This is a genomic window from Parviterribacter multiflagellatus, from assembly GCF_056863265.1.
Window position 1 is genome coordinate 219444 of the sequence record NZ_JBXPIZ010000001.1, and the last position, 24444, is coordinate 243887.

The window sequence follows — 24444 nt, forward strand, 5'->3', positions numbered from 1 at the left end:
CCTTGGGGTTCCTAGAAGGAGGTCGGGGGAACGCTGATCGTGAGGTCGGCACCCTTCGGGTCGCCGATGAAGTACATGCGGAACGAGGCGCGGGCGCCGGGCTTGACGCGGCGCACCTGGGCGCGGCCGGCGGCGACGACCTTGTCGCCCTTCCGTGCCACGCCGTAGAGGACGAGGTCGCGCTGGTCGACCTTCGAGGCGTTGCGGACCTTGCCGCGCGCCGCGATGCCGGCCGCCTCCTCGGCGAGCTCGACGCCGCTGACCGTGAGCTTCGGGACGCGCTTGGGCGCCTTGCCCTTCGGCACGCCGACGCGCGCGGAGACCTTCGCGGGCTTGCCGGTGGCGACGACCTGGTCGTTCACCCACGCGACGGTCTCGCCGGGCTCGGCGACCGTCAGCGACGTGAGCGACGGCTCCAGGCCGGGCGCGTCGTTGCGGAAGACGCTCTTGCCGTCGGCGCCCTGCACGTCGATCGCGACCGGCAGGTTCGCGCCGGCCGCCTTGGCCGACGAGCGCAGGACGACCACCGCGGCCGAGCCGTTCGCGTCGGTCACGACGGCGGTGTCGAGCACCTCGACGTCCGGGTTGGCCTTGGCGACCTGCACGCCCTTCTCGGTGAACGCGTCGGAGCCGCCCGCCGCCAGCTGCCGCGCCTTCTCCTGCGTGGAGGTGCACCCCGCCGCGGCCGTCGCGGCGACGGCGAACGCGGCGAGGGTGGCGGCGCGGCGGTGCATCAGCCGAAGGCCCCGGAGACGTAGTCGGCGGTGCGCTGCGACTCGGGCGCGCCGAAGATCTGCTCGACCGGCCCGTACTCCTCCAGCTCGCCGAGCCACATGAACGCGACGTGGTCGGCGATGCGGTACGCCTGCTGGAGGTTGTGCGTGACGATCACGACGGCCACCTCGTCGCGGAGCTGCAGGATCAGCTCCTCGATCACCGCGGTGGACTTGGGATCGAGCGCCGAGCACGGCTCGTCCATCAGCAGCACCTCGGGCCGCGCGGCCAGCGCGCGGGCGATGCACAGCCGCTGCTGCTGGCCGCCGGACAGGCGCAGCGCGGGATGGTCGAGGGTCGTGCCGACCTCGTCCCACAGGCCCGCGCGGCGCAGCGCGTCCTCGACCGGCTCGGCGAGCTCCTGCTTGCGCGGGCGCTTGGAGCCCTGCTCGCGCAGCGCGTACGCGACGTTGTCGAAGATCGACATCGGGAACGGGTTGGGCTGCTGGAAGACCATCGACACGCGGCGGCGCAGGTCGGTGACCTCGAGCTCGTCGACGTCCTGGCCATCGAGCGTGATCTGGCCCGTGCGCGAGGCGGTCGAGGTCAGCTCCGTGAGCCGGTTGAGCGAGCGCAGCAGCGTCGTCTTGCCGCAGCCCGACGGGCCGATGAGCGCGAGGACCTCGCCCTGGCGGACCGGCAGGTCGACGCTCTTGACCGCAGGCTTGTCGCCGTAGGCGATCGACAGCGCGTGCGTGCGCATGCGCTCGACGCCGTTGGCCGCGGCCCGCTCGGTGCGCAGGAACGACGTGCCGGCCTGCGGGCCCGTGAAGCCGGCGGCGGGGGCCGGGACGACCGTCGGCGGGTCGTCGATCACGATCCGCTTGACGGGCGGGGGGACGAGCGGCTGCTGCTCCTGCTCGGTGGACATCAGCGACCTCCCTGCCGCGTGCCCGCGCCGGCGATCCGCGCGACGACGAGGTTGAGCACCACGACGATGAGGAGCAGCACGAACGCGGCCGCGTAGGCCTTCTCGAACGCGCCGCCCTCGCCCGCGGGGCTGTTGTTGTAGACGAAGCTGGTGAGCGTGGAGCCCGTGCCGCGCAGCGGGCCGGACGGGCCGAACACGTCCTCGAGCGGCTGCAGGCGCGCGGTCGCCCCGAGCAGGATCACGATGATCGCGGTGTCGCCGATGATGCGGCCCATCCCGAGCGCCGTGCCGGCCGCGATGTTCGGCCGCACGGTGGGCAGGAGTACGCGGCGGATCGTCGCGGCGCGCGTCTTGCCCAGCGCGTACGACGCCTCGCGCACGTGGCCGGGGATCGCGTTGAGGCCCTCGCGGGTCGCTCCGACGATCAGCGGCATCGCGATCAGCGACATCATCGCGCCGGCGATGAGGAACGAGCGGCCGAACGCGGTGTCCGCGCCCTCGGGCTTGAAGCTCAGCGCGCTCAGGAACGACTCGGAGAACACGATCAGGCCGAAGACCGCGAGGACGATCGACGGCGTGCCGGCGATGACCTCGACGCCCGACTCGACCAGGCGCGCGAGCCAGAACGGCCGCCCGTACTCGACGAGCCACAGCGCCACGCCGACGCCGAGCGGGAGCGCGATCGCGATGCCGATCGTCGTGACGAGCAGCGAGCCGGCGATCGGGTCGAGCAGGCCGCCCGCGCCGCGCTGGTCGACGCCGTCGCTCGGGCGCTCGAAGATCATCGCCGGGCGCAGCTCCGACAGCCCCTTGACGAGCATGTAGAGGACGACCGCGGCGGCGATCGCGCACAGCGCGATGCCCGCGGTCCAGCAGGCGTAGAAGCCGAGCTTGTCGCGGAGGGGCCACGAGGCGCGCGACTCGATGGCGCGGCGCGTGCTCACGCGCGGATCCCGTACTTGCGCATCGGCTGCTTGGCGGCCCAGCCGATCAGCGACAGCGCCATCGCGGAGAGCAGCAGGAGCGCGGCGAACGCGTAGATCGTCTGCGCGAACGGCTTGACCGACAGGCCCTCGGAGTAGGCGACGATGGTCGCGGCGAGCGGGCGGGTCGGCTCGAAGAAGAACGTGATGCCGTCGATCGGCTGCGGCGCGAACGCGACCGAGCCGGTGACCATCGCGAGCATGATCGCCTCGCCGAGCGCGCGGGCGGTGGCGAGGACGGCGGCGGCGACGATCGCGGGGCGCGCGGTGCGGACCATGATCGTGCGCGCCATCCGGAAGCGGTTGACGCCGCAGGCGACGGCGCCCTCCTTCCATGCGTTCGGCACCTGGCGGAGGGCCTCGGCGATGATCGCGACCATGATCGGCACGATCATCAGCGTCAGGATCATCACGCCGACGAGCCAGCCCTCGCCGGTCAGCGAGATGATCCCGGCGACCGACTCCTTGCGCTCCTCGGAGATGAGCTTGGCGACCTGCGGGGCGACGGCGAGGATGCCGATCAGGCCGTAGACGACGGAGGGGACGCCGGCGAGCAGCGTGACGACGGGGGCGAGCACCTTGCGCACGCGCGGCGGCGCGAACTCGACGAGGAAGAGCGCGGCGAAGGTCGCGAAGATCGTGCCGATGACGACGGCGCCGGCGGTGGTGAGCAGCGTGCCCCACAGCAGCGGCCAGGCGTTCAGCTCGTAGCGCCACTTCTCCTCGTCGGCGGGCGACTGGAGGATGTCGCTGAGCTGCGAGTCGGTCGTCGCGCCCGCGGGCGGCGCGCCGAACCAGCCGAGGCCGTTCTCCTGGAAGGACGGCCAGGCGTTCGAGAAGACGAACAGGACCATCCCGGCGACGAAGGCCAGGACGGTGCAGGCCACCGCGCCGAGCAGGAGCTCGGCGCGGCGGTCCGACCAGGGCCGGCGCAGGAGCCCGAAGGGACCCTGCGCCGGGGAGGATGCGGGAGCGGCGGCGGCCACCGCGCTAGCTGAGCGGCACCCAGTTGGTGGCGACGATCTTCTGACCGGCCGAGCCGCGCGCCCAGTTGATGAACGAGGCGGTCGCGCCGGACGGGGCGCCGCGCGTCACCATCCAGAAGTTGCGCACGCCGCCGTAGGTGCCGGCCTGGGCGTTGCGCAGGTTGCACGCGACGCCCTTGAACGAGACCGGGTTCGTGCCGCTCGTGAAGCGGAAGTCGACGTAGCCGATCGCGTTCTCGTTCGAGCGGACCGCGCTCTGGACGAGGCCGTTGGACGAGCGGGTCGACGCCGACGAGGCGACGCGCGGGCCGCTCGCGCCGCCCATGAAGATGTTCTGGAACGCGTCCTGCGTACCGGAGGAGGCGGTGCGGACGACGAGGTCGATCGCGCCCGTCGCCTTCGCGCCCGGGACGTCCGACCAGTTGCGGACGCGGCCCGAGAAGATCGCCTGGATCTGCTCGGCCGAGAGGTTGGCGATCGGGTTGCCCGGGTTCGTCACCACGCAGACGCCGTCGCGGGCGATGCGCGTGAACTGCAGGCCCGGCGGGTCGTTCGGCAGCTTGTCGCGGGACGCGTTGCCGATGGTGACGCGCCCGCGGGAGACGTCGTTGATGCCGATGTCAGAGCCGCCCTGCAGGATGCGGAAGCGGACGGAGTTCGGCTTGGCCTTCAGGTAGCCCTTGGCGAGCTGGGTGGCGAGCGGGTAGATCGAGGTCGAGCCGCTCATCGTGATCGTGGGCTTCTGGGCGCTCGCGGCGGCGGGCAGCGCAGCGGCGCACGCCACGCACACGGCCAGCCCGGCGCCGATCATTCGGGGTGCGCGCACGGGAGTCCTTTCTCGGGTCGAGGTGCCGCGGCAGTGTCGATCCGGCCCGGTCGGTGACGGTGAAGGTCGCGTGACCGAATGGAGAAGAACTGGTGAAAACGGAGGAGTCCTCCCCAGAACTGGGTAGGACGCCGCCCCGGCAGCGGCGCTTTCACCAGAACTTCCCCACCCGTTCACAAGCCTGAGGCGGTGCCGGAGGACAGTTGCGCCGCCTTGCGACGGATCGCTGCCTCGGCCGCGCTCGCCTGCCTGTCCGCCGGCGTGCTCGCGCTCCCCACCCCTGCCTTCGCCACGCTCTCCGCGGCGACGACGCTCGACGGACCGAGCGCCGACGTCGTCGGCGTGGACGGCGTCGCCATGTCCGAGGACGGCACGGGCGGCGTGGTCTACCGCAAGCGCGTCGACGGACGTGTGCACGTGTTCGCCGCCCAGTTCGTGGGCGGCGCGTGGCGCCCGCCCCAGCGCGTCGACGCCGGCCAGCGCTTCGACTCCTCGTGGCCGCAGATCGGCGCCGCGGACGGCGGCCGGCTGGTCGTCACGTGGGTGCACGAGAACGGCGTCGAGTCCGACCGCCTCTTCGCGGCGACGCTCGACGCGGGCGCGCGCCGGTTCGGCGCGCCGGTGCCGGTCGACATGAACGTGGGGGAGGCGACCGACACGTGGCCGGACCTCGCGATGTCGCGCGGCGGCCAGGCGTACCTGACCTACCGCGTCTGCAAGGACCCGGCGAAGAACCCGACGCTCCCACCCGGCAGCGTCGAGTGCGAGCTGCGCCTCGCGCGCTCCACCGGCCAGCTGTGGTCGGCGCTCGGGTACCCGATCAACCGCAACAGCGCGTCGCCGGTGACGAAGCCGACGGCCGACAACCGCCCGAAGGTCGCGGTCGACCCGGCGGGCAACGCGGTCGTCGCGTGGCAGGAGCCCGACGACGAGTTCGTGGACCGCATCTGGGCGCGTCGCGTGTTCGGCGCGAACGTCGGCGTCGCCGTCCTCGTCAGCCCGCAGAAGATCGGCGACCAGGCGCTGCGCGCGCCGGCCGACCAGCTGGACATCGACGTCGCGGGCTTCGGGCAGGCGACCGTCGCCTTCCGCCAGCGCGGCACGCGCTCCGGGCCGCAGAAGCAGACGCGCGTGTGGGCGGCGACGATGGCCGAGAGCTTCGTCGAGAAGGCCTCCACGTTCGCCGCCGCGCGCGTGGCCGACGGCCTCGGCGCCGCCGACCCGCCCGCCGCGCCCGGCCCGGTCGCCGTCGCCGGCGCGCCCGGCGGCGCGTTCGTCACCGCGTTCGGGATGGGCGTCGAGTCGCTGCTGGCCGCCGGGGACGACAAGCAGGTCGCCAAGCCCGAGCGGCTCGACGAGGGCGGCTCGAGCGAGGCGGGCGACCCGCAGGTCGACCTCGCGCCGAGCGGCGCGCTCGCGGCCGCGTACAAGCTCAAGAGCGGCGGCCGCTCGCAGATCGGCCTGCTCGAGCGGCGCGCGGACGGCGTGCCGGACCGCCGCACGGTCGCGTCGGCGGCGGGCGGCACGATCTCCGCGTTCACGTTCGCCGGCTCCGGCCTTGGCGACGCGCTCGTCGCGTGGCGCCAGGGCGGCGACAACGCCGCGCAGGTCGTCGCCGCGACGATCGACGCGCCGCCGTCCGAGTTCGCCGTCCAGACCCCGGCGGACTTCGTCGACGACAAGGGCCGCTACGTCCTGCGCTGGGATCCTGCGCAGAACGCGGTAAGCGGCGTCAGGTACTCGGTCCTGATCGACGACGAGGAGATCGCGGACGGGCTGCGCGCCACCCGCCGCGAGCTCGACCTGGGCAAGATCGCCGACGGCGCGCACGCCGTGAGCGTCGTCGCCCGTGACGGCGCGGGGCAGGAGACCACGAGCGCCGCCGCGACGCTGAAGCTCGACCGCCGCGCCCCGCGGGTGACGGTGCAGCGTCGCAAGGGCCGCCGGGTGCGCGTCGTCGTCCGCGACGGCCAGAAGGGCGAGGTGTCGGGCGCCGACCACGCCGCCACCGGCGTGCGCTGGGGCGACGGGCGTGGCGCGGAGGGCCGTGAGGGCGCGTTCGCGATCACCCACACGTATCGGCGCGCGGGCCGCTACCGCGTGACGATCAGCGTCAAGGACCAGGCCGGCAACGCCGCGCGCGTGCAGCGGACGGTGACGGTCCGATGAGGATCCCGCGCGCCGCGATCGTCGCCGCGGCGGCCTCGGCCTCGCTCGCGGCGTTCGCCACGGCGCCCGCCGCCCACGCGCTCTACTACGGCCAGGGCGCGACGGTCGTGTCCGCGTCGCTGGCCCGGCAGGAGCTCGCCGACGACCGCTCGCTGTCGGCCGACGTCTCGCGCGACGGGCGCTACGTCGTCTTCGACACGCGCGCGACGAACTTCTTCGCCGCCGACGACCCCGACCCGCCGCACACCGGGGCCGACGGCAAGGAGGTCGCGACCGACCGCCTCGGCGGCATCTTCCGCCGCGACCTGGAGACCGGCGCGCTCGAGCTGGTCGCTGACGGCGACCTCGTGCGCGAGGACGACGCGAGCACGCTCGTCACCGGCGCGCGCAACCCGTCGGTGAGCGCCGACGGCCGCTACGTCGCGTTCTCCACCGCGCAGTCGCTCGTCCCGGCCGACACCGACAGCCCGCGCCACGTCGACGTCTACGTGCGCGACATGAACGTGCCGGTCTGCCGCCCGCTCCCGACCTGCGGGCCGAACCCGTACACGCTCGTCTCGGCGCTGGACGGCACGGACACGCCGCTCACCTACGGACCGCCGGCGACGGCGATGCCCGCCGGGGCGAGCGGGGCGGACGTGTGGCCGCTGACGTCGATCTCCGACGACGGCCGGCGCGTGCTCTTCCGGACGGCGGAGCGGTCGGACGCCTTCGGGCCCACACCGGGCGACCCGACCGTCGAGGCCGGCCAGCTGCTGGTGCGCGACCTCGACGCCGGCCGCACGTGGCTCATGTCCTCGCGGCTGACCGACGGAAGCCCGGCGGGCGGTGCGACCGGCGCCGCCACGCTGTCGGGCGACGGCACGACCGCGGCCTGGGCCGGGCGGAACGCCGCGGAGCAGACGCGCTTCCAGCCCGGCGAGGCCACGGACTTCCGCGTCTCGTACTACCTCTGGCGCAGGGTCGGCGGTCCGGTCCGGCGCGTGACCGGCATGGTCGACGTCGACGACTCGGCGTGCGGGCCCGAGGACGTCGTCGACTTCACCGACCAGGCGTCGCTGCGCCCCTGCTACGGGCCGCTGGCCTCGTACGAGGAGGAGCGCGGCGCGATCACGACGACGCCGCCGGCGCTCAGCCTCGACGGCCGCGAGGTCCTGTTCCTCACGGCCTCCGGCCCGCGGCCGGGGCCGACGCTGTCCGCCGCGAACGACATCTGGGTCACGCGGATGGACGAGGGCGTGACCCGCAAGGCATCGACCCGCGAGCTGACCCGCGACGGCCTCGGCGATCCGGCGGCAGCCGCCGGCATCGAGGCGCTCGCCACGTCGCCCGACGGGCGCTACGTCGCGTTCGCGACCAAGCGGCTGCGCTTCCTGCTGCCGGGCACGACGCTGCTCGGCGCGGTTCGCGGCCAGCCGAACGTCCGCGACCTGTACGTGCTGGACCGCGAGGACGGCACCATCCGCCGCGCGGTGACCGGCGTCGGGGGCGGCGACGCGTCCGAGGACGTCGGGCTCGCGCTCTCGGTGTCCGACGGCGGGCGCCGCATCGCGTTCGTCTCCGGCGCGTCGAACCTCTTCCGGGGCGACGCGAACGACCGGCCCGACGCGTTCGTCGTCAGCGACCAGCCCGTCCCGGTGGAGGCCGAGCCCGTGCCTGAGCCGCCGCCGGTGGAGACGCCGCAGGCCGTCGGGGAGGTGATCCCGCAGCCGCCCTCGCTGAGCGTCCGGGTGGTCAAGGGCAAGAAGACGGGCCAGATGGTGCTCGAGGCACGGCCGCCCGCCGCGGGCTCGCTCGACGTCGCGGTGAGCGCACGGCTCCCCGGCCGGGACGGCAAGCGGAGCGCGTCGACGCCCATCACCAACCTCACCCGCGCGCGTGCGCGCGCGAAGAGGCCAGAGCGCGTCCGCATCACGGTCAAGCTCACCAAGTCGTCGCACCTGAGCCTCCTGAAGCGGCTCAAGGCGCTCACGAGCACCGCGCGCGTGACGTGGACGCCGCAGGACGGCGCGCAGAAGCCGCTGACGCGCCGGGCGACCGTCCGGTTCGTCGTCGTCAAGGCCACGAAGAAGGCCGGCAAGACGAAGAAGCCGGCGGCCAGAAAGCCCGCGAAGACGCGGCGCGGGTGAACGACCCGTGAAGCGCTGGAGACCGACTGGTGATCGACCCGTGATCGACCGGTAGCCGTCCTGTGAACCCCCTTCCCCCAACCACCCCACCGGCAGATCCTGCCGCCGCTCGCCATCTCGGCGAGGCCCCCGCAAAGAGGAAAGGACCTCCTTCCCGCATGTCCTTCGCAGTCCCACGCGTCGGGCGCACGCTCGCGGCCGTTGCCGCGGGCGGCGTGCTGTCCGCGCTCGCCCTGGCGCCCTCGGCCGAGGCCGCCTTCTCCATCCAGCGCTGCACCGGCTCGAACATCGAGGGCGTCGGCGCGACCTTCCAGAACAACGCGCACCAGCGTGCGACCGGCTGGGCCAGCCTCTTCCAGACGACGACGAGCGCCGCCAGCTGCCCGGGCGGCCCGCTCGTGCAGTACAACGCGCCGGGCGTCACCCCGACGGGCTCCGGCGCCGGTCGCGCGGCCCTCGGCGCAGGCGGCCAGCGCAACGTCCAGTTCCGGTTCGCGGGCTCCGACGAGGGCCCGGACCTCGCTACCCAGCAGAACATCAACGCCGGCGTCCTCGGCAACAGCGCCGACGACGGCGTGGTCCACGTCATCCCCGCGGCGTCCAGCGCCGTCGCGGTGATCGTCAACTACCCGACGTGGGACCACGACAACAGCAACGCCACGGCGGCCATCTCGTGCCCGCTGCCCAATGGCTTCCGCCAGGACGGCACCGGCAGCCAGATCGCCGGGGGCGGCGGCTTCGACCGTCTGCGCCTCCCGAACAACCGGCTCGAGAAGCTGTGGGCCGGCGACTACTCGACCTGGGGCCAGCTCCTGCCGGAGCTCGTCGGGCACGCCGAGAGCAGCGGCAACCCGGGCGCGTACACCGCCAGCTGCGTCGACAAGAAGATCATCCGCGTCGTTCGCAACGACAACTCGGGCACGACCTTCGCGTTCAAGGACTTCCTCAACGAGGCCGCCGCCAGGCTCGGCGCCGCGGCGTCCGGCACCGCGTGGCGCGCGGACTGGACCGCGGGCGACAAGAACCGCCAGTGGCCGGAGACCGACCCGGACAACGACCCCCGCGGCTCCGGCGAGCTCGCCAACAGCTACGGCGACATCGCCAACAGCACGACGTTCAAGTGCGAGGACGACTACGTCAACGATCCCGCCAACCTGCACCCGGTCTGCCGCGCGGCGGCTACCGGCGCAGGCGGCGTGCGCGATGTCGTGAACGCCAACCCGGGGTCGATCGGCTATGTCGACCTGGCGACCGCGGTCGCCGGCGGAGCGATCTACAAGAAGACCGACAGCCGCAGCGACACGACGTACTTCCTCCCGCTGGCGGTGCGTGAGTCCCAGACGTCCTTCGTCGAGCCGACCTTCAACGCCGAGGGCTACAAGCCGTCCGTCGCGACCGGTGGCGCCAACTGCCGCGACGTGCCGGTGCGCAAGCTGCCGGTGGCCAGCGATCCGACCGTCGCGTTCGGCTGGGACACGACCACGATGGTGTGGCCGGACGCCGGGTACAGCGACTGCTCGCTGACCTACCTGCTCGCCTTCGACGACAACGCGCCGGTCTACCTGAGCCTGCCCGGCACGAACTACGCCGAGGAGGAGCGCCGCGCGCGGACGCTCAAGGACTACCTCTCCTACGTCGTGTCGGACGCGGGCCAGGCGGCCCTGATCGGCAACGACTACGCGCCGCTGCCCACGACCGTCGCCGCGGGCGAGGCAGCCGGCACCAAGTCGGCGCTCGAGGCCGCGCGCAACGGCGTCGCCGCGATCGACTGGGACAAGCAGGGCCTCGGCAACCAGGGCGGCGGGAACCCGCCCCCGACCGACGGCGGGAACAAGCCGCCGGCCGGCACCCCGACCCCGACCCCGACCGCGCCGGTGGTCACGCCGCCGACCCAGCAGGCCCCGGTGAACCTGTTCACCATCGGGAGCGCGCGCAAGAAGGCGAACGACCTCATCTCGACGTTCCGCTTCCCCGGCGCCGGCCGCGTGCAGGTGACGGCGGCGGGCACGTACACCGAGAAGGCGAAGAAGGGCAAGAAGGCCAAGAAGCGCACCGTCAGCGTCGGCAAGGCGACCGTCACGGTCAGCCGCGCGGGCGACGTCTCGGTGAAGCTGCCGATGTCGGCCAAGTCCCGCAGCGTCCTCAAGAAGGTCAAGCGGATCACGGTGAAGATCACCGCGGTCTACACGCCGACGGGCGGGACCGCGCGCACGGTCACCCGCCAGCTCACGCTGCGCGGCTAGCGCCGGCAGCGAGCACCGCACCACCGCGCGGCGGGCAGGGACCAGCGCCTGCCCGCCCGTGACGCGGGGCGCCCGGCCAGGGACCGGCCGGGCGCCCCCACGCGTCAGCACCACCCCATCCAGACAGGACCGTCCGCCGTGAACCGCAGCAACGCCACCAAGAAGCAGTCCTCCGCCAGCCGCGTCGCAGACGCCCTCCGCGGCGGCGTCACGCGCGTGCTCCGGCCGCTGCTGCGCGATCCGCTCTCCACCTTCCTGCTCGTCGCGTCGATCGCGGCGGCCATCACGTTCTTCTCGCTCCTCGACGCGCTGGGCCCGAGCTCGCGCGGCCAGGAGACCTCGCTGTCGACGATCACGCGGCTGGCCGACGACCAGCGGATCGTCGAGGCGACGCTGCTCGACCAGGACTCGCGCGTCGTCGTCCGCACGGAGGCCGGCCTCGACCTGTGGGCCGCGTACCCCGCGTCCGACTCGCAGACGCAGGCGCTCTTCCGCACGCTCGACGAGAGCGGCGCGCGCGTCGCGATCGACCAGCAGGCCGGCAAGCCCGCGCAGCAGATCCTCGTCCAGTTCCTCCTGCCGATCCTGCTGCTCGTCTGCCTGTTCGCGCTCTTCACCCGCCTGGGCCAGGACGGTGGAGCGGGCGGCATCGCGTCCTTCTCGAACATCGGCAACCGCAAGAAGAAGAAGGGGTCGAGCGGCGTGACGTTCGACCAGGTCGCGGGCGCGGGCGAGGCCGTCGCCGAGCTGCGCGAGATCCGCGACTACCTCGCCGACCCCGAGAAGTACATCGCCATGGGCGCCGGCGCGCCGAAGGGCGTGCTGCTCGTCGGGCCTCCCGGCACCGGCAAGACGCTGCTGGCCCGCGCGACCGCCGGCGAGGCCGCCGCGTCGTTCTTCTCGATGTCCGGCTCGGACTTCGTCGAGTCGCTGGTCGGCGTCGGCGCCGCCCGCGTCCGTGACCTCTTCGCCAAGGCGCGCAAGGCCGCGCCGGCGATCATCTTCATCGACGAGCTCGACGCGGCCGGCCGCAAGCGCGGCGCGGGCGTCGGACAGGGCAACGACGAGCGCGAGCAGACGCTCAACCAGCTCCTCGTCGAGATGGACGGCTTCGGCGGCGACGCGGGCGTGGTCGTCCTCGGCGCGACGAACCGCCCCGACATCCTCGACCCCGCGCTCCTGCGCCCGGGCCGCTTCGACCGCCAGGTCACCGTCGACAACCCCGACGTCCACGGGCGGATCGAGATCCTCACGCTCCACGCGCGCGGCAAGCCGCTGGCGCCCGAGGTCGACCTCCACGAGATCGCCCGCCTGACGCCGGGCTTCTCCGGCGCGGAGCTGTCGAACGTCGTCAACGAGGCTGCGCTGCTGACCGTCCGCGAGGGCCGCGCCGACATCGACCAGCACACGCTGGAGGAGGCGATCGACCGCGTCGTCTCCGGCCCGGCCAAGCGCCACGTGCTGACCGAGGACGAGCAGTGGCTCATCGCGGTCCACGAGGCCGCGCACGCCGTCGTCACCCGCGCCATCGGCCAGGTGGTGTCGGCGCAGAAGCTGTCGATCGTCGCCCGCGGCCGCAAGCTCGGCACCGCCGCGTCGCAGCTCGCCGACAAGGACGCGGTCGTGCGGCAGGAGCCCGACCTGCGCCGCCAGCTCGTCGCGATCGTCGCCGGTGCGGCGGGGGAGCGGCTGGAGTTCGGCTGCCTGTCGACCGGCGTCCACGACGACCTCCACGCCGCGACGCAGCTCGCGCGCTCGATGGTCACGCAGTTCGGCATGTCGCCCGAGCTCGGCCCGGTCACGATCGGCGAGGCGGCCGGCGAGGTCTTCCTCGGCGCGGCGCTCCAGGAGCTGGGGCAGATCGGCCCGGCGACGCTCGACCTGATCGACAAGGAGACCGAGCGGCTCGTCGTCGAGGCCGAGCAGCGCGCGACGGCGATCCTCGAGCGCAACTGGGCGGCGGTGCACGAGACGGCCGAGGCGCTGCTCGAGCACGAGACGCTGTCCGGCGTCGCGCTCGACGCGGTGCTGTCGACGGTCGTCGCGATGCCGATCGAGGTGGAGGGCCCCGGTGGCCGCACGGCGCGCAGCGGCGATTAGCGCGCTGGCGGCCGCAGCGCTCGCGGCGGCACCTGCCGTCGCCGCGCCCGTCTGGTCGCTCGGCGAGCACCCGGCGCCGCCCGCAGGCGCGGACTTCAAGGTGCCGCTCGGCGCGCCCGGCGACCTGCAGTTCTGGGCGCCCAACCGCGGGCTGCTCGCGATCGAGGGCAACGCGGCGGTCGCCCGCGGGCTCTTCTTCTGGAACGGCCGCTCGTGGCGCCAGCTCTCCACGGTCTGCGGCGGCCCGGCCGAGACGACGCGCATCGCGTGGGCCGGGCCGACCGAGTTCTGGACGATCTCGGTCCCGAGCCTGCCACGCCAGGGCTCCGGCCTGGGCCTCTGCCGCTTCAAGGACGGCGAGGTCGTCGCGTCCTACTCCACGCAGGAGCAGGCCGCCGACCCGTACCGCCGGATGAACGCCGCCGCGTGCGCGAGCCCGACGTCGTGCTGGTTCGCCGGCATCGACAGCGCCGACCCGACCAACGAGCGCGAGGGCGCGTTCCACCTGCGCTGGGAGGGCGCCGGCCTGCGGTCCATCTACTTCCCGCAGGGCCGCGGCGTGTCTGACGTCGAGGCGTTCGGCGACCGCTTCTACGAGACGACCTACGTCGGTCCGCGCGCCGAGGGCCGCACCACGTCCGCCCGGCTCCGCGCGCCCGAGGAGCGCCCCCGCCTGCTGCGCCGCCTGCTGGGCTCCACGATCGCCACCGAGCCGTTCTCCGCCTTCGACGTCCCCGATCCCGACCCGGCCGACGGCCTCGCCGCGCCGGTCGACGCGACCGACCTGCTCGCGCTCGACGGCGCGGGCGACCACCTGTGGGCGGTGGGCGGCGGCACGGCGTCCGGCGCGAAGGCGCCGGGCGGCAGCGACACCGACGTCTACCCGCGTGGGCCGATCGTCGCCAAGCTCGCCGGCGGCGCGTGGCGGGAGCTGCCGCTGCGCGGCACGACGTTCGCCCCCGACGAGCGGTTCGTCGACGTCGCCGCGGTGCCCGGCAGCGACCGCGCCTGGGTCGCGGTGCAGCGCTTCGCCGACCGCCGCTCGTCGACCGCGCGCGGCAAGGTCGCGCGCATCGCGCCGGACGGGACGGTCGAGCAGGTCCTCACCCTGCCGACCAGCGGCGCGGGCCGCGGCTCGATCGCGAAGATCGCGTTCACGGGGCCGAACGAGGGCTGGGCGGTCACCACCGCGGGCTGGGTCTTCCACTACGACGACGGCGCGTGGCGCCAGCAGCCGGCCGACGACGCGGACGCGTTCTCGCAGCTGATCGACTTCCGCCCGAACGAGGCTGCGGCGCAGTTCGTCCCGGACAGCCCGCCGGTCGACGACTCGCGGCTCCTCGCGCCGCCGCCGCTGGAGATCGAGCAGACCGCGCCCCCGGCGACGACCGAGGGCGGCGAGGTCCAGGAGCTGCCGGCGCTGCTCAAGCGCGTCCGCTCCAAGCTCCGCGGCCGCACGCGCCTGGTGATCTCGTTCACGCTCGTCCGCAACGCGCGCATCGGCATCACCGGCCGCCGTGGCGGCAAGGTCGTCGCGCGCCTGAGGACCAAGACCTACAAGCCGGGCAAGCGGACGCTGGTCGTCAAGCTGAACCCGAAGCGCTACCCGACGAAGCTGAGCTTCCAGATCCGCGAGCTCGACGTCGAGACGGCGCCCGCGGACACCGGCAGCGGCGCCGGCGACGTGGTCACGACCCGATGAGCGCCGCCCGTCCGACCGCGGCGACGTACCGCCGCCGGCGCGCGGTCGCCCTGCTCGCCGTCCTCGGCCTCGCCGGCCTGGTCGCGCTCGTGCTCGCCCCGCGCGGGCGCACCCAGGCCGGCGGGGTCGTGCAGCCGGTGCCGGTGCTCGGCACTGCTGACGCGCAGACCGAGCTGATGGGCGCCGCCACCGAGAGCGGCGAGGCGTGGGGGTACCGGCGCCTCGCGCCTGACGTCCCGCCCGCCACGGTCGGCGGGCGGACGCTGGAGCAGGGACCGCTCCCACCGGGCACGGACCGGCCGCAGCTGACCTTCCTCCGCCACACCGACGCGTCCGGCTGGCAGCTCTTCGAGACGCCGGTCGACCGCGACGGCAAGCCGTACCGCGGCCCCGAGCCCAACCCGCTGTCGGCGCGCATCACCCCGCACGGGGGCGGCGCGCTCGTCGGCCGCGACGAGACCCGCGAGGCCGGCAAGCGGCTCGTGCTGCTCGTGCGCGACCCGGGCGGCCGGTGGAGCGAGCGCGAGGCGCCCGCGATCGCCGCCGAGGAGGGCGCCGGCCGGCTCGCGCTCACCGCGTTCGAGCAGGACGGCCGGACGCACCTGTTCACCGGCGCGGTCGGACCGGAGCTGGAGGACACGATCCTGCGCTACGACGGCGAGCGGTGGACCGAGGAGCCGATCGTGCTGCCGCCGTCGGCCACCAAGGCGCGCGTCGTCGCGCTCGAGGCGACGCGGCAGGAGCACGCGTTCGCGCTCCTGGAGACCGACGCGTCCACCGACGCCGGCATCGAGCTCTACCGCCGGGTCGGCGCGGGGGCGGAGGCCCAGTGGGTCCGCGTGCGGCTGGAGGCGCCCGTCTTCACGGCCGCGGCGACGCCCGACCGCGGCATCAGCGACGTGGCCGTGCTCGGCGGCAACGCCGATCCGCTGACCGTCACGACGCGCGGCGTGTGGATCGACGGGTCGTTGAAGGACGGCGGCGCGGAGCGGACGTTCACGCTCTTCTTCGACGTCGATCGCGCGCGCGTCACCGGCTCGTGGTGCGACAGCGCCGTCTGCGACCGGCCGCTCGGCGTCACGCTCTCGCCGGACGCCGGCTACCGCTCGTTCGCGTTCCCGGGCGACGGCTTCGGCACGCGCGTCGTCACGAACCCGCTCGACGTGGGCGGGAGCGAGGACTCCAACCGCGGGACGTACCTGCGCTTCGCCGGCGAGACGTTCGAGCGCCGCCGCGGCGCGACCGCGCTGCGCCGCATCACCGGCGCGTTCCGCAGCGTCGACGACGGCTGGCTGCAGGGCCCGATCCGCATCTCGCCCCAGGCCCGGCCCGCGCGGACGAAGCGCTGGCCGGTCGCGCTGCGCTCGGTCCTCACCGCCGCGGTCCCGGCGCCGAACGCCGCGCCCGGCGGGCTCGACCAGCGGGCGCTGGCCGTCGGCGGTGACGGCGGCGTCGCGCGCTACCTGCCCGGGCAGGGCTGGGTGCGCGAGTTCCTGCTGTCGTCGAGCGGCGCGGTGTCCCGCCCGCGGCTGCGCGGCGTCGCGTGGCCCGAGGCCGGTCGCGCGCACGCCGTCGGCGACGGCGGCGCGATGTGGATGTGGCGGGCGGACACGGGCCTGTGGGAGCGCGATCCCGCCGCGCCCATCGGCTTCGAGGGTCAGCTCATGGACGTCGCGTTCCAGCCGGGCCGTCCCGAGCGCGGCTACGCGGTCGGCCGCGCCGGCACGCTGCTGCGCTACGACAAGACGTGGCTGCAGGAGGCGCTCCCCGCGGGCTTCGAGACCACCGACCTGACGTCGGTCACGTTCGCCGGCGCCCAGGCGCTCGCCGCGGCGGGCGGCGACCTGCTCGTCAACGACGGCGCCGGCTGGCGCGTCGACGAGGGGCTGCGCGCGCTGCTCGCCTCTGTGCCGGGCAGCCGCACGCTGCGCGTCGTGCGGGGCCTGCCCGACGGCGGCGTCGTGGCCGGCGGCACCGACGTGGTCGTCGAGCGCGACGGGCCGGGCGCGCCGTGGCGCTTCTCCGACCAGCCGCTGATCGACCAGACCGTCGTCGCCGCCGCGCCGATGCGCGACGGCGGCCGCGTCCGCGCGCTGGTGGCCGTCGTCCCGCGCGTCACGTACCCCGTGCTGAACGACCCGCTGCACCTCGACCCGAGCGTCCCGGCCCCGCTGCTGCCGCCGCAGCCGCTGCCGCCCGACGGCTACCTGCTGCGCGAGACGGCCGACGGCTGGCGCGACGAGCAGGGCACCGCGTTCGAGTCGACCTCCACCGACCGGCCGGTCAAGAGCGACCCGGTCCTCGCGCTCGTCACCGACGCGGGCGGGAGCGGCTGGGCGATCGGCGGCTGGGGTGGGGACCAGGACTCCGCGGGCCGCGGCACGCCGGTCGCCACCGACCGCGCGCGCGTGCAGACCGCCGGCGTCTTCCGCTACCAGCCCGACGGCGACCCGCCCGGCCCTGCCGCGCGCACGAGCGCGCCCGTGGCGCAGGACGCCGGCCCGATCCGGTTCGCCGTCGGCGGCCACGCGCAGTGCGAGACCGCCTGCGCCGACCGCGCCGACCTCGACCTCGCGCCGGACAGGCTCCTGACCGCCGCGCTCGACCAGGCCGCCGGGATGGCCGCGCAGCCGCACGGGCCGCGCTTCTTCGTCAACACGGGCGGGCGGATCGCGGCGAAGGACGGCCAGCGGCTGACCGAGCGCGAGGGCGCGCGGTACGCGCAGCTGCTCGCCGACCGGCCGAAGCTCCCCGTCTACACGGCGGCGTCAGCGGCGGACACGGCCGAGGGCAACGCCGTCCCGTACACCGCGTCGCTCGCCGGGGCCGCCGCGCCGTTCGGCCAGGGCGCGCTCCCCGCCGGCACCACGCCGGCGCCGGGCATCGGCGCGTCGGCCGGCGCGCGGACGCACTACGCGTTCGACACCGCGGGCGCGGGCGGGACGCTGCGGACGATCGTGATCGACAACTCCGCCGGCTCGCTGGCGGCCAGCGACCCGCACCAGAACCCCGCCGAGCCCCAGCTCCCGTGGCTCATCGCGCAGCTCGACGACGCCCGCACGCGCGGCATCCCGGCGATCGTCGTCGGCAGCCGCGACCTCAGCCGCTTCGCCCCGCGCCTCAACGCGGCCAGCGACGGCGACGAGGTCGCGCAGGCGCTCGTCGACCACGGCGCCAGCGCCTACTTCTTCGAGCGCCCGGAGGAGAACCGCGCGGTCCGCATCCCGTCGGGCGCCGACACGACGATCCCGGCGTTCGGGACCGGCACGCTCGGCTACCGCTCGCCGGTCCGCGAGGCCGCCGGCCAGGACGTGCCGCTGTCGGCGTTCGGCGACCGGCTGTTCCTCCTCGCCGAGGTGTGGGCCGACCAGCGCGACCCGCAGACCAACCGCGCGCCGGTGTCGGTGCGCGGCATCCCGGTCGTGGACGACCTGTCGCTGCAGGCGATCGACGGCACGCTGCTGCGCCGCTCGCGCCCGTCGCTCTTCCAGGGCCTCGCGCGCAAGCCCGACTCGGGTGACCGCTGGGGCGAGGCGGCCGGCGACGCGGGCCCGAGCCCGGCGGGCGGCGACCCGTACACGACGCTGCCGGCCGAGCAGTGCGTGAGCGTGGGCTGCTCGACGCGGATCGAGCCCGAGTTCACCTTCACCTCGTCGAACCCCGACATCGGCGACTTCGTCCGCCAGGACCCGGCGTCGACGAACCTGCGCAAGCCGTACATCGACCCGGGCACCGACAAGGTCGTCACCGACAACCGCTCCGGGCTCTTCTGCCCGTTCAACGCGGGGACGACGACGGTGACGATCGCGGCCGGCGGCGTGCTCTTCACGCAGCAGGTGACGGTGCTCGCCGGAACGGCCGCGCGGCCGTGCGGCACGCGCGTGCTCGCCAACCCCGAGGTCGAGCGCGTGGCGCCGGCCGCGCCCGCGGTGTCGCCGCCGTCGCTGCCGCAGGTCGCGCCGACCATCCCGCCGACGCCGGACATCCCGCTCCCGCCGGCGCCCGTCCCGGTGCCGGTCGCGGCGAAGGTGAGCAAGCCGGCGCCGCCCAAGCCGCGCGTGCCGACGCAGCCGACGGTCTTCCAGGCCGCGCTGCCGCCGCTGCCGGCGCTCACCACGACGCTGCCGCCGGCCGTCCCGCCTCCGCCGGTGGGCGGGTTCACCAGCACGATCCCGCCCGGCGGCGTGACCGTCCGCGTGCTGGAGGAGAAGCGCGAGGAGGAGGTCGCGCCCGAGCAGTCGCAGGCGTTCAGCCGCTACGACGCGGACGCGAAGGCGCCCGTCGGCCCGCTCACCCTCGGCGCCGTGCTGCTGCTCGCCGCCGCCGGCGCGACCGTCCGCAATCGGCACGGCCATGGGAAGCGCGACCGCCGCGCCCCGGCCTACGCCCAGATCCACACCCCGAGGAGAAGGACCCGATGAGATCCGCGCTCAGGCGCCACAAGAGCTCGGCCGCGCTGGTGCTGTCGCTGCTCGCCGTCGTGCTCACGTTCACGGGCGCGGCCGACGCCGCCCGGCAGAAGTTCGCCGAGGTCGTGTCCAAGCCCAAGAAGGGCGCGGTCCTCAAGCTCGGCGCCAACGCGAAGTTCCCGAGCAAGGCGATCCCGAAGGTGTCAGCGGCCAGGAACGCCGACGCCGTGGGCGGCAAGCGCGCCGAGGAGCTCACCGCGGCCTGCAGCGCCGAGGCGGTCGACCTGGGCACGTGGTGCCTGATGGCGTCGCCGTACCCGGTCCCCAACGAGGAGATCGGCAAGAACGACTTCTTCTACGCGACGCAGAAGTGCGCCGACGAGGGCGGCTACCTGCCGACCGCCGCGCAGCTGATCGGCGCGGCGAAGCAGGTCAAGCTCGCGTCGACGCTCGACGACGACCGCCTCACCGCGTCGATCGACGAGGACGCCAGCGACGGGCGCAAGGACCGGCGCGAGATGAGCGCGACGCTCGTCACGACGCAGGCCGGCTCCAGCGCGGCGGGCTCGCAGGGCGTGAGCGACGGCTCGCGCGGCGACCCGAAGACCGGAGAGCCCGACCCGGCGCCCGCGCCGCCGAGCCCCTCGCCGGAGTCGCTCCAGTACGTGACGGTGTACGACAACCGCGACCGCGGCGGCTTCGCGGGCTCCAAGCCGGTCACCTCACCGGAGACCTTCCGGTGCGCGTTCGACAAGGCCCAGGGAGCCGGAGCGGCGGAGGAAGGGTGAGGCTGGGATGGGGGCGCAGGTGCTGCAGGACCCCGACGAGGTGCTGCGCTTCGGGGACATGGAGGTCCGGCCGGCCGAGTACGAGGTGCTCGTCGCCGGCCGGCGCGTCGGGCTGACCGTGCGCGAGTTCCAGACGTTCTGGTGCCTCGTGCAGCGGCCCGACCGCGTCGTGACGCGGCCGCAGATCTACGAGCTGGTGTGGGGCGGCGCGATGGGCCATCGCGACCGCTCCGTCGACGTGTTCGTGCGGAAGGTGCGGCGCAAGCTCGCGACGGCGTCGCCGGACATGGTCTACGTCCACACGCACTTCGGCGTCGGCTACCGGTTCTGCCCGGAGCCGGGCGACCCGGAGCTCAGCTCCCGCGCTTGAGCGAGATCCCGTCGAGCACGTGCGCGACCTTCTCGCACGCGTCGACGGCGCCCTCGAGGGCGGCGAAGATGTCCTTCCAGCGGATCACGACCATCGGGTCGATCCCGCCGGCGAACAGCGCCGCGACGGCTTCGCGGTACAGGCGGTCGCCCTCGTCCTCGATCCGGTTCAGCGCGGTCAGGTGCGGGGCGAGGTCGGCGCCGGAGCGCAGCGTGCACAGCGCCGCCACGACCTCCTCGGTCGCGTCGACGAGCGTGTCGACCAGGCGCATCGCCTGCTCCATCGGCGCCTCGACGGCGTAGAGCATCATCCAGTCCGCGGTCTGCTCGGCGAGGTCGACGATGTCGTCGAGCGCGCTCGCCAGCGCGTGGCCGTCCTGGACGTCGAACGGCGGCGGCGTCGCGGCCCCGCGGAGGCGGTGGATGATGTCGTGGGTCAGGCGGTCGCCCTCGTGCTCGAGGTCCTTCAGGTCCGCCGCCCGGCCCGTGCCGTCGGGGAAGTCGCGGACGAGCTCGCGCAGCACCACCGCGGCGGCCTGCGCGTTGCGCCCCGCCGCCTCGAAGAGGTCCAGCACGTCCACGTCCGTCTCCCGCCTCATGATCGCCACGATGGCGAACGTAGCCCGGTGATCGCAAGTCGCCTGGGGCGTTCACGGCTCTTTCACAGGCGGTTCACGGCTCGGTCACAGCGAGCCTGAGCTGCGGCGACAGAGTGCTGGCTCGATGGAGGCAGCACGTGAGAACGAGGTCCTGCACGTCGGGGACCTGGAGATCAGGCCCGACGAGGGTCTGGCCATGGCAGGGGACCGGGTGCTGGTGCTCTCGGTCCGCGAGTTCGGCCTCCTCGTCGCGCTGGCACGCCGTGCCGGTCGGATCGTCCGTCGCGAGGACCTCTACGCGCTGGTGTGGGGATCGTCGCTGCGGCAGGGCGACCGGTCGATCGACGTCTACGTCCACAAGCTGCGGACGAAGCTCGAGGAGGCCATGCCGGAGTGGACGTTCATCCACACCCACGTCGGGTTCGGCTACCGACTCACGCCTGAGCTTTCACAGGCCTTTCACACGCGGACGACGAGTCCGTAACACGATGACGCACCAAGGAGCAGTGTTGAGGTCCCACCGATTCATCACGGCCGCCGCGATCTGCGGCGCCCTCACCTTCGGCGTCGCCGCCTGCGGCGATGACGAGGAGGAGCCCGCCTCGGGCGGCTCCACGGGCTCGGAGCAGAGCGCCGACACCGGCGAGGATCGCTCGAGCCTGTCCGGCTCGATCCGCATCGACGGCTCGTCGACCGTCCAGCCCGTCACCGAGGCCGCTTCCGAGCTCTTCGGCGAGGAGGCCCCGAACGTCAAGATCACCGTCGGCGGCGCCGGCACCGGTGACGGCTTCGAGCGCTTCTGCCGCGGTGAGATCGTGATCGCCGACGCGTCGCGCGGCATCGAGGCCGACGAGTACGAGGCCTGCAAGGCCAAGGGCATCGACCCGGTCGAGGTCCAGGTCGGCATCGACGGCCTGACCGTCGTCGCGAACAAGGACCTCGCGGTCCCGAACGACTGCATCACGACCGAGCAGCTCAAGAAGCTCCTCGACCCGAAGTCGAAGGTCTCCAACTACAAGGAGCTCGGCGCGGGCTGGCCCGACCAGGAGGTCTCCTTCTTCACGCCGGGCACCGAGTCGGGCACGTACGACTACTTCACCGAGACGGTCCTGGAGACCGACGCCGAGCAGCGCACCGACAAGGTGCAGACGTCGGCTGACGACAACCAGATCGTCACCGGCATCGAGGGCACCGCGGGCGCCCTGGGCTACGTCGGCTTCGCGTTCGCCGAGGAGCAGGGCGACAAGCTCAAGGAGCTCCAGGTCGACGGCGGCGACGGCTGCGTCGCCCCGTCGGTCGAGACGATCGCGGACGGCTCCTACAAGCCGCTCTCGCGCCCGCTGTTCGTGTACCCGTCCACCAAGACGGTCGCGCAGCCCGAGGTGAAGTCCTTCATCAGCTTCATCCTCGAGAACAACAAGGAGATCGTCGAGGCCGCCGGCTACGTGCCGCTGACCGACGAGCTCCTGACCACGGCCAAGTCGAACCTGGAGAGCGCGACCCCGGTCGCCGCTCCGACGGAAGAGGGCTAGGACCCCCAAGGTCATGGAAGGCAGCCACTTCGCTGTCTCGCGCCCGGGCGCGCAGGGGCCTCGGCTCCAGCGCGCCCGGACGCGCCGCTCCACGGGTGAGCAGGTCATCAAGGGCCTGCTTGCCCTCGCGGCGCTCCTGTCGGTCCTCACGACGACGGGCATCGTGGTCACCCTCATCAAGGAGACCATCACGTTCTTCGGGGACGTCCCGTTCGGCGACTTCTTCTTCAAGACCGACTGGGCGCCCCTGGCGGGCGGCGAGCAGCAGGCCTTCGGCGTCCTTCCGCTGATCTGGAGCACGCTGTACCTCACGGCGGTCGGCCTCGTCGTGGCCATCCCCGCCGGCCTGGGCGTCGGCATCTACCTCGCCGAGTACGCCTCGCCCCGCGTGCGCAAGGTCCTCAAGCCGATCGTCGAGGTGCTCGCGGGCATCCCGACCGTCGTCTTCGGCTACTTCGCGCTCACGTTCTTCACGCCGAACGTGATCCAGGACTGGATCGGCGTCGGCGTCGACGTCTTCAACGGCCTCTCGGCCGGCGTCATCCTCGGCATCCTCGTGCTCCCGACCATCGCGTCGGTCTCCGAGGACGCCATGTCCGCCGTCCCGCAGTCGCTCCGCGAGGGCGCCTTCGGCCTCGGCGCCGCCAAGTGGCAGGTCGTCCTGCGGGTCGTCTTCCCGGCCGCGCTGTCGGGCATCGTCGCCGCGCTCGTGCTCGGCGCCTCGCGCGCCATCGGCGAGACGGTCGTGATCCTGATCGCCGCCGGCAACAACCCGAACCTCACGTTCGACCTCACGACGGCCCACCAGAACATGGCCGCCTTCATCGCGAACACCGCGCGCGCGGACGTCTCGGCGGGCTCGATCGCCTACGAGACGATCTTCGCCGTCGGCACGACGCTCTTCGTCATGACGCTCGTGCTCAACCTGATCGCGATCCGCTTCGTCCGCAAGTACCGGCAGGTGTACGAATGAGCGCCACCGCGGCCGAGGCGCACATCGCCCGGCGCACCGTCGAGCGGGCCGCGTCGGGGGAGCGCTGGCGCGACGTCGGCTTCCGCTTCGCGCTGCTGCTCTGCCTGTTCGTGGCCGTCCTCTTCCTGGGCGCGCTGCTCGTCGACACGTTCGTGGACGGCGTCGGGATCCTCTCGTGGGACTTCATCACGTCGTTCCCGTCGCGCCTGCGGCCGGAGGAGTCCGGCATCCAGTCGGCGCTCATCGGCACGCTCTGGCTGATGCTCCTGTGCGCGATCTTCATCGTGCCGGTGGGCGTCGCCAGCGCGGTCTACCTCGAGGAGTACGCGGACCGCGACCGCTGGTGGAACCGCCTGATCGAGGTCAACATCCAGAACCTCGCGTCGGTCCCGTCGGTCGTCTACGGCATCCTCGGCCTCGCGTTCATCGTCCGCGGCCCGGTCGACATCTTCGGGCTGGGCAAGGGGCAGCCGACGCTGCTCGCGGGCGCGCTGACGCTCGGCCTGCTCGTGCTGCCCGTCGTGATCATCGTCTCGCGCGAGGCGATCCGCGCCGTGCCGCCGTCGATCCGCGAGGGCTCGCTGGCGCTGGGCGCGACGCAGTGGCAGACCATCTGGAAGCAGGTCCTCCCGGGGGCCCTGCCCGGCATCGCCACCGGCGTGATCCTCGCGCTCTCGCGGGCGATCGGCGAGACCGCGCCGCTGATCCTCGTGGGCGCCGCCGCGTTCCAGCGGTTCAACCCCGAGCTGGACGGCCCGTTCTCCGCGCTGCCGATCCAGATCTTCAACAACGTGGGGGAGCCCGAGGCGATCTTCCGCGACCTCGCGGCGGCGACGATCATCGTCCTGCTCGCGATCCTGCTGCTGATGAACTCGGTGGCGATCTACCTGCGCAACCGCTACGAGAGCAAGTGGTGATCTGAGTGAGCACCCCCGACCGACCCACCGAGGCCAAGACCCGTGAAGACGACGACGCGTTCGCCCGCAAGGCG

At 73.7% G+C, this 24444-nt stretch carries 18 protein-coding genes; 12 read left to right on the forward strand and 6 right to left on the reverse strand.

Annotated features, from left to right (window positions below; genetic code table 11):
- Positions 1–11 precede the first annotated feature (11 nt).
- From AC1UE5_RS00990 to AC1UE5_RS01010, 5 genes are all read right to left on the reverse strand, one after another.
- Positions 12–734: a hypothetical protein gene (locus tag AC1UE5_RS00990; protein WP_482920192.1), complete on the reverse strand. Its 723-nt coding sequence runs from the start codon at positions 732–734 to the stop codon at positions 12–14.
- On the reverse strand, positions 734–1477 hold the full coding sequence (locus tag AC1UE5_RS00995; RefSeq protein WP_482920678.1) for a phosphate ABC transporter ATP-binding protein: 744 nt from the start codon (positions 1475–1477) through the stop codon (positions 734–736). Before AC1UE5_RS00995 ends, AC1UE5_RS00990 begins: the two co-directional genes overlap by 1 nt.
- Before the next feature lie 167 nt (positions 1478–1644).
- A complete protein-coding gene (locus tag AC1UE5_RS01000) occupies positions 1645–2589 on the reverse strand; it encodes a PstA family ABC transporter permease (protein ID WP_482920193.1) in 945 nt (314 codons plus the stop codon).
- Positions 2586–3614 (reverse strand): PstC family ABC transporter permease, encoded by a 1029-nt coding sequence (locus tag AC1UE5_RS01005; protein ID WP_482920194.1) that lies wholly within the window; start codon positions 3612–3614, stop codon positions 2586–2588. The genes AC1UE5_RS01000 and AC1UE5_RS01005 overlap by 4 nt, the downstream gene beginning before the upstream one ends.
- A gap of 4 nt (positions 3615–3618) precedes the next feature.
- Positions 3619–4440, reverse strand: coding sequence for a phosphate ABC transporter substrate-binding protein (locus AC1UE5_RS01010; protein WP_482920195.1), 822 nt, complete (start codon positions 4438–4440; stop codon positions 3619–3621).
- A gap of 213 nt (positions 4441–4653) precedes the next feature.
- Between AC1UE5_RS01010 and AC1UE5_RS01015 the strand changes: the two genes are divergently transcribed.
- The 8 genes from AC1UE5_RS01015 (at position 4654) to AC1UE5_RS01050 (ending at position 20350) form a co-directional block, all read left to right on the forward strand.
- Positions 4654–6609, forward strand: coding sequence for a PKD domain-containing protein (locus AC1UE5_RS01015; protein ID WP_482920196.1), 1956 nt, complete (start codon positions 4654–4656; stop codon positions 6607–6609).
- Positions 6606–8738, forward strand: a complete 2133-nt coding sequence (locus AC1UE5_RS01020; RefSeq protein WP_482920197.1) for a TolB-like translocation protein — start codon at positions 6606–6608, stop codon at positions 8736–8738. Before AC1UE5_RS01015 ends, AC1UE5_RS01020 begins: the two co-directional genes overlap by 4 nt.
- Positions 8739–8896: 158 nt before the next feature.
- A complete protein-coding gene (locus tag AC1UE5_RS01025) occupies positions 8897–10981 on the forward strand; it encodes a substrate-binding domain-containing protein (protein ID WP_482920198.1) in 2085 nt (694 codons plus the stop codon).
- Positions 10982–11119: 138 nt separating this feature from the next.
- Positions 11120–13081, forward strand: a complete 1962-nt coding sequence (gene ftsH, locus AC1UE5_RS01030; protein WP_482920199.1) for an ATP-dependent zinc metalloprotease FtsH — start codon at positions 11120–11122, stop codon at positions 13079–13081.
- Positions 13053–14783: a hypothetical protein gene (locus AC1UE5_RS01035; RefSeq protein WP_482920200.1), complete on the forward strand. Its 1731-nt coding sequence runs from the start codon at positions 13053–13055 to the stop codon at positions 14781–14783. Before ftsH ends, AC1UE5_RS01035 begins: the two co-directional genes overlap by 29 nt.
- A complete protein-coding gene (locus AC1UE5_RS01040) occupies positions 14780–19204 on the forward strand; it encodes a hypothetical protein (protein ID WP_482920201.1) in 4425 nt (1474 codons plus the stop codon). The genes AC1UE5_RS01035 and AC1UE5_RS01040 overlap by 4 nt, the downstream gene beginning before the upstream one ends.
- Positions 19201–19980, forward strand: a complete 780-nt coding sequence (locus AC1UE5_RS01045) for a hypothetical protein (RefSeq protein ID WP_482920202.1) — start codon at positions 19201–19203, stop codon at positions 19978–19980. Before AC1UE5_RS01040 ends, AC1UE5_RS01045 begins: the two co-directional genes overlap by 4 nt.
- A gap of 7 nt (positions 19981–19987) precedes the next feature.
- Positions 19988–20350 (forward strand): winged helix-turn-helix domain-containing protein, encoded by a 363-nt coding sequence (locus tag AC1UE5_RS01050; protein ID WP_482920203.1) that lies wholly within the window; start codon positions 19988–19990, stop codon positions 20348–20350.
- Here the strand turns inward: AC1UE5_RS01050 and AC1UE5_RS01055 are convergent.
- On the reverse strand, positions 20334–20948 hold the full coding sequence (locus AC1UE5_RS01055) for a DUF47 domain-containing protein (RefSeq protein WP_482920204.1): 615 nt from the start codon (positions 20946–20948) through the stop codon (positions 20334–20336). The genes AC1UE5_RS01050 and AC1UE5_RS01055 overlap by 17 nt on opposite strands.
- 124 nt (positions 20949–21072) lie before the next feature.
- Between AC1UE5_RS01055 and AC1UE5_RS01060 the strand changes: the two genes are divergently transcribed.
- Genes AC1UE5_RS01060 through pstA form a run of 4 tightly spaced genes read left to right on the forward strand, consistent with a single transcriptional unit; the run spans position 21073 to position 24370 of the window.
- Complete coding sequence (locus tag AC1UE5_RS01060; protein ID WP_482920205.1) at positions 21073–21432, forward strand: winged helix-turn-helix domain-containing protein; 360 nt, start codon at positions 21073–21075, stop codon at positions 21430–21432.
- A 25-nt stretch (positions 21433–21457) separates the two neighbouring features.
- Positions 21458–22480 (forward strand): PstS family phosphate ABC transporter substrate-binding protein, encoded by a 1023-nt coding sequence (locus AC1UE5_RS01065; RefSeq protein ID WP_482920206.1) that lies wholly within the window; start codon positions 21458–21460, stop codon positions 22478–22480.
- Positions 22481–22493: 13 nt separating this feature from the next.
- Complete coding sequence (gene pstC, locus AC1UE5_RS01070) at positions 22494–23453, forward strand: phosphate ABC transporter permease subunit PstC (protein WP_482920207.1); 960 nt, start codon at positions 22494–22496, stop codon at positions 23451–23453.
- The gene (gene pstA, locus AC1UE5_RS01075) at positions 23450–24370 is read left to right on the forward strand and encodes a phosphate ABC transporter permease PstA (protein WP_482920208.1); all 921 of its coding nucleotides are present in this window, start codon (positions 23450–23452) and stop codon (positions 24368–24370) included. Before pstC ends, pstA begins: the two co-directional genes overlap by 4 nt.
- Positions 24371–24444: the final 74 nt, after the last annotated feature.

Bases quoted from the DNA above. Each gene is read 5' to 3' on its own strand.
- AC1UE5_RS00990 (WP_482920192.1), bottom strand. From the start codon at position 734: ATGCACCGCCGCGCCGCCACCCTCGCCGCGTTCGCCGTCGCCGCGACG.
- AC1UE5_RS00995 (WP_482920678.1), bottom strand. From the start codon at position 1,477: ATGCGCACGCACGCGCTGTCGATCGCCTACGGCGACAAGCCTGCGGTC.
- AC1UE5_RS01020 (WP_482920197.1), top strand. From the start codon at position 6,606: ATGAGGATCCCGCGCGCCGCGATCGTCGCCGCGGCGGCCTCGGCCTCG.
- AC1UE5_RS01025 (WP_482920198.1), top strand. From the start codon at position 8,897: ATGTCCTTCGCAGTCCCACGCGTCGGGCGCACGCTCGCGGCCGTTGCC.
- AC1UE5_RS01040 (WP_482920201.1), top strand. From the start codon at position 14,780: ATGAGCGCCGCCCGTCCGACCGCGGCGACGTACCGCCGCCGGCGCGCG.
- AC1UE5_RS01045 (WP_482920202.1), top strand. From the start codon at position 19,201: ATGAGATCCGCGCTCAGGCGCCACAAGAGCTCGGCCGCGCTGGTGCTG.
- AC1UE5_RS01050 (WP_482920203.1), top strand. From the start codon at position 19,988: ATGGGGGCGCAGGTGCTGCAGGACCCCGACGAGGTGCTGCGCTTCGGG.
- AC1UE5_RS01055 (WP_482920204.1), bottom strand. From the start codon at position 20,948: ATGAGGCGGGAGACGGACGTGGACGTGCTGGACCTCTTCGAGGCGGCG.
- AC1UE5_RS01060 (WP_482920205.1), top strand. From the start codon at position 21,073: ATGGAGGCAGCACGTGAGAACGAGGTCCTGCACGTCGGGGACCTGGAG.
- pstC (WP_482920207.1), top strand. From the start codon at position 22,494: ATGGAAGGCAGCCACTTCGCTGTCTCGCGCCCGGGCGCGCAGGGGCCT.
- pstA (WP_482920208.1), top strand. From the start codon at position 23,450: ATGAGCGCCACCGCGGCCGAGGCGCACATCGCCCGGCGCACCGTCGAG.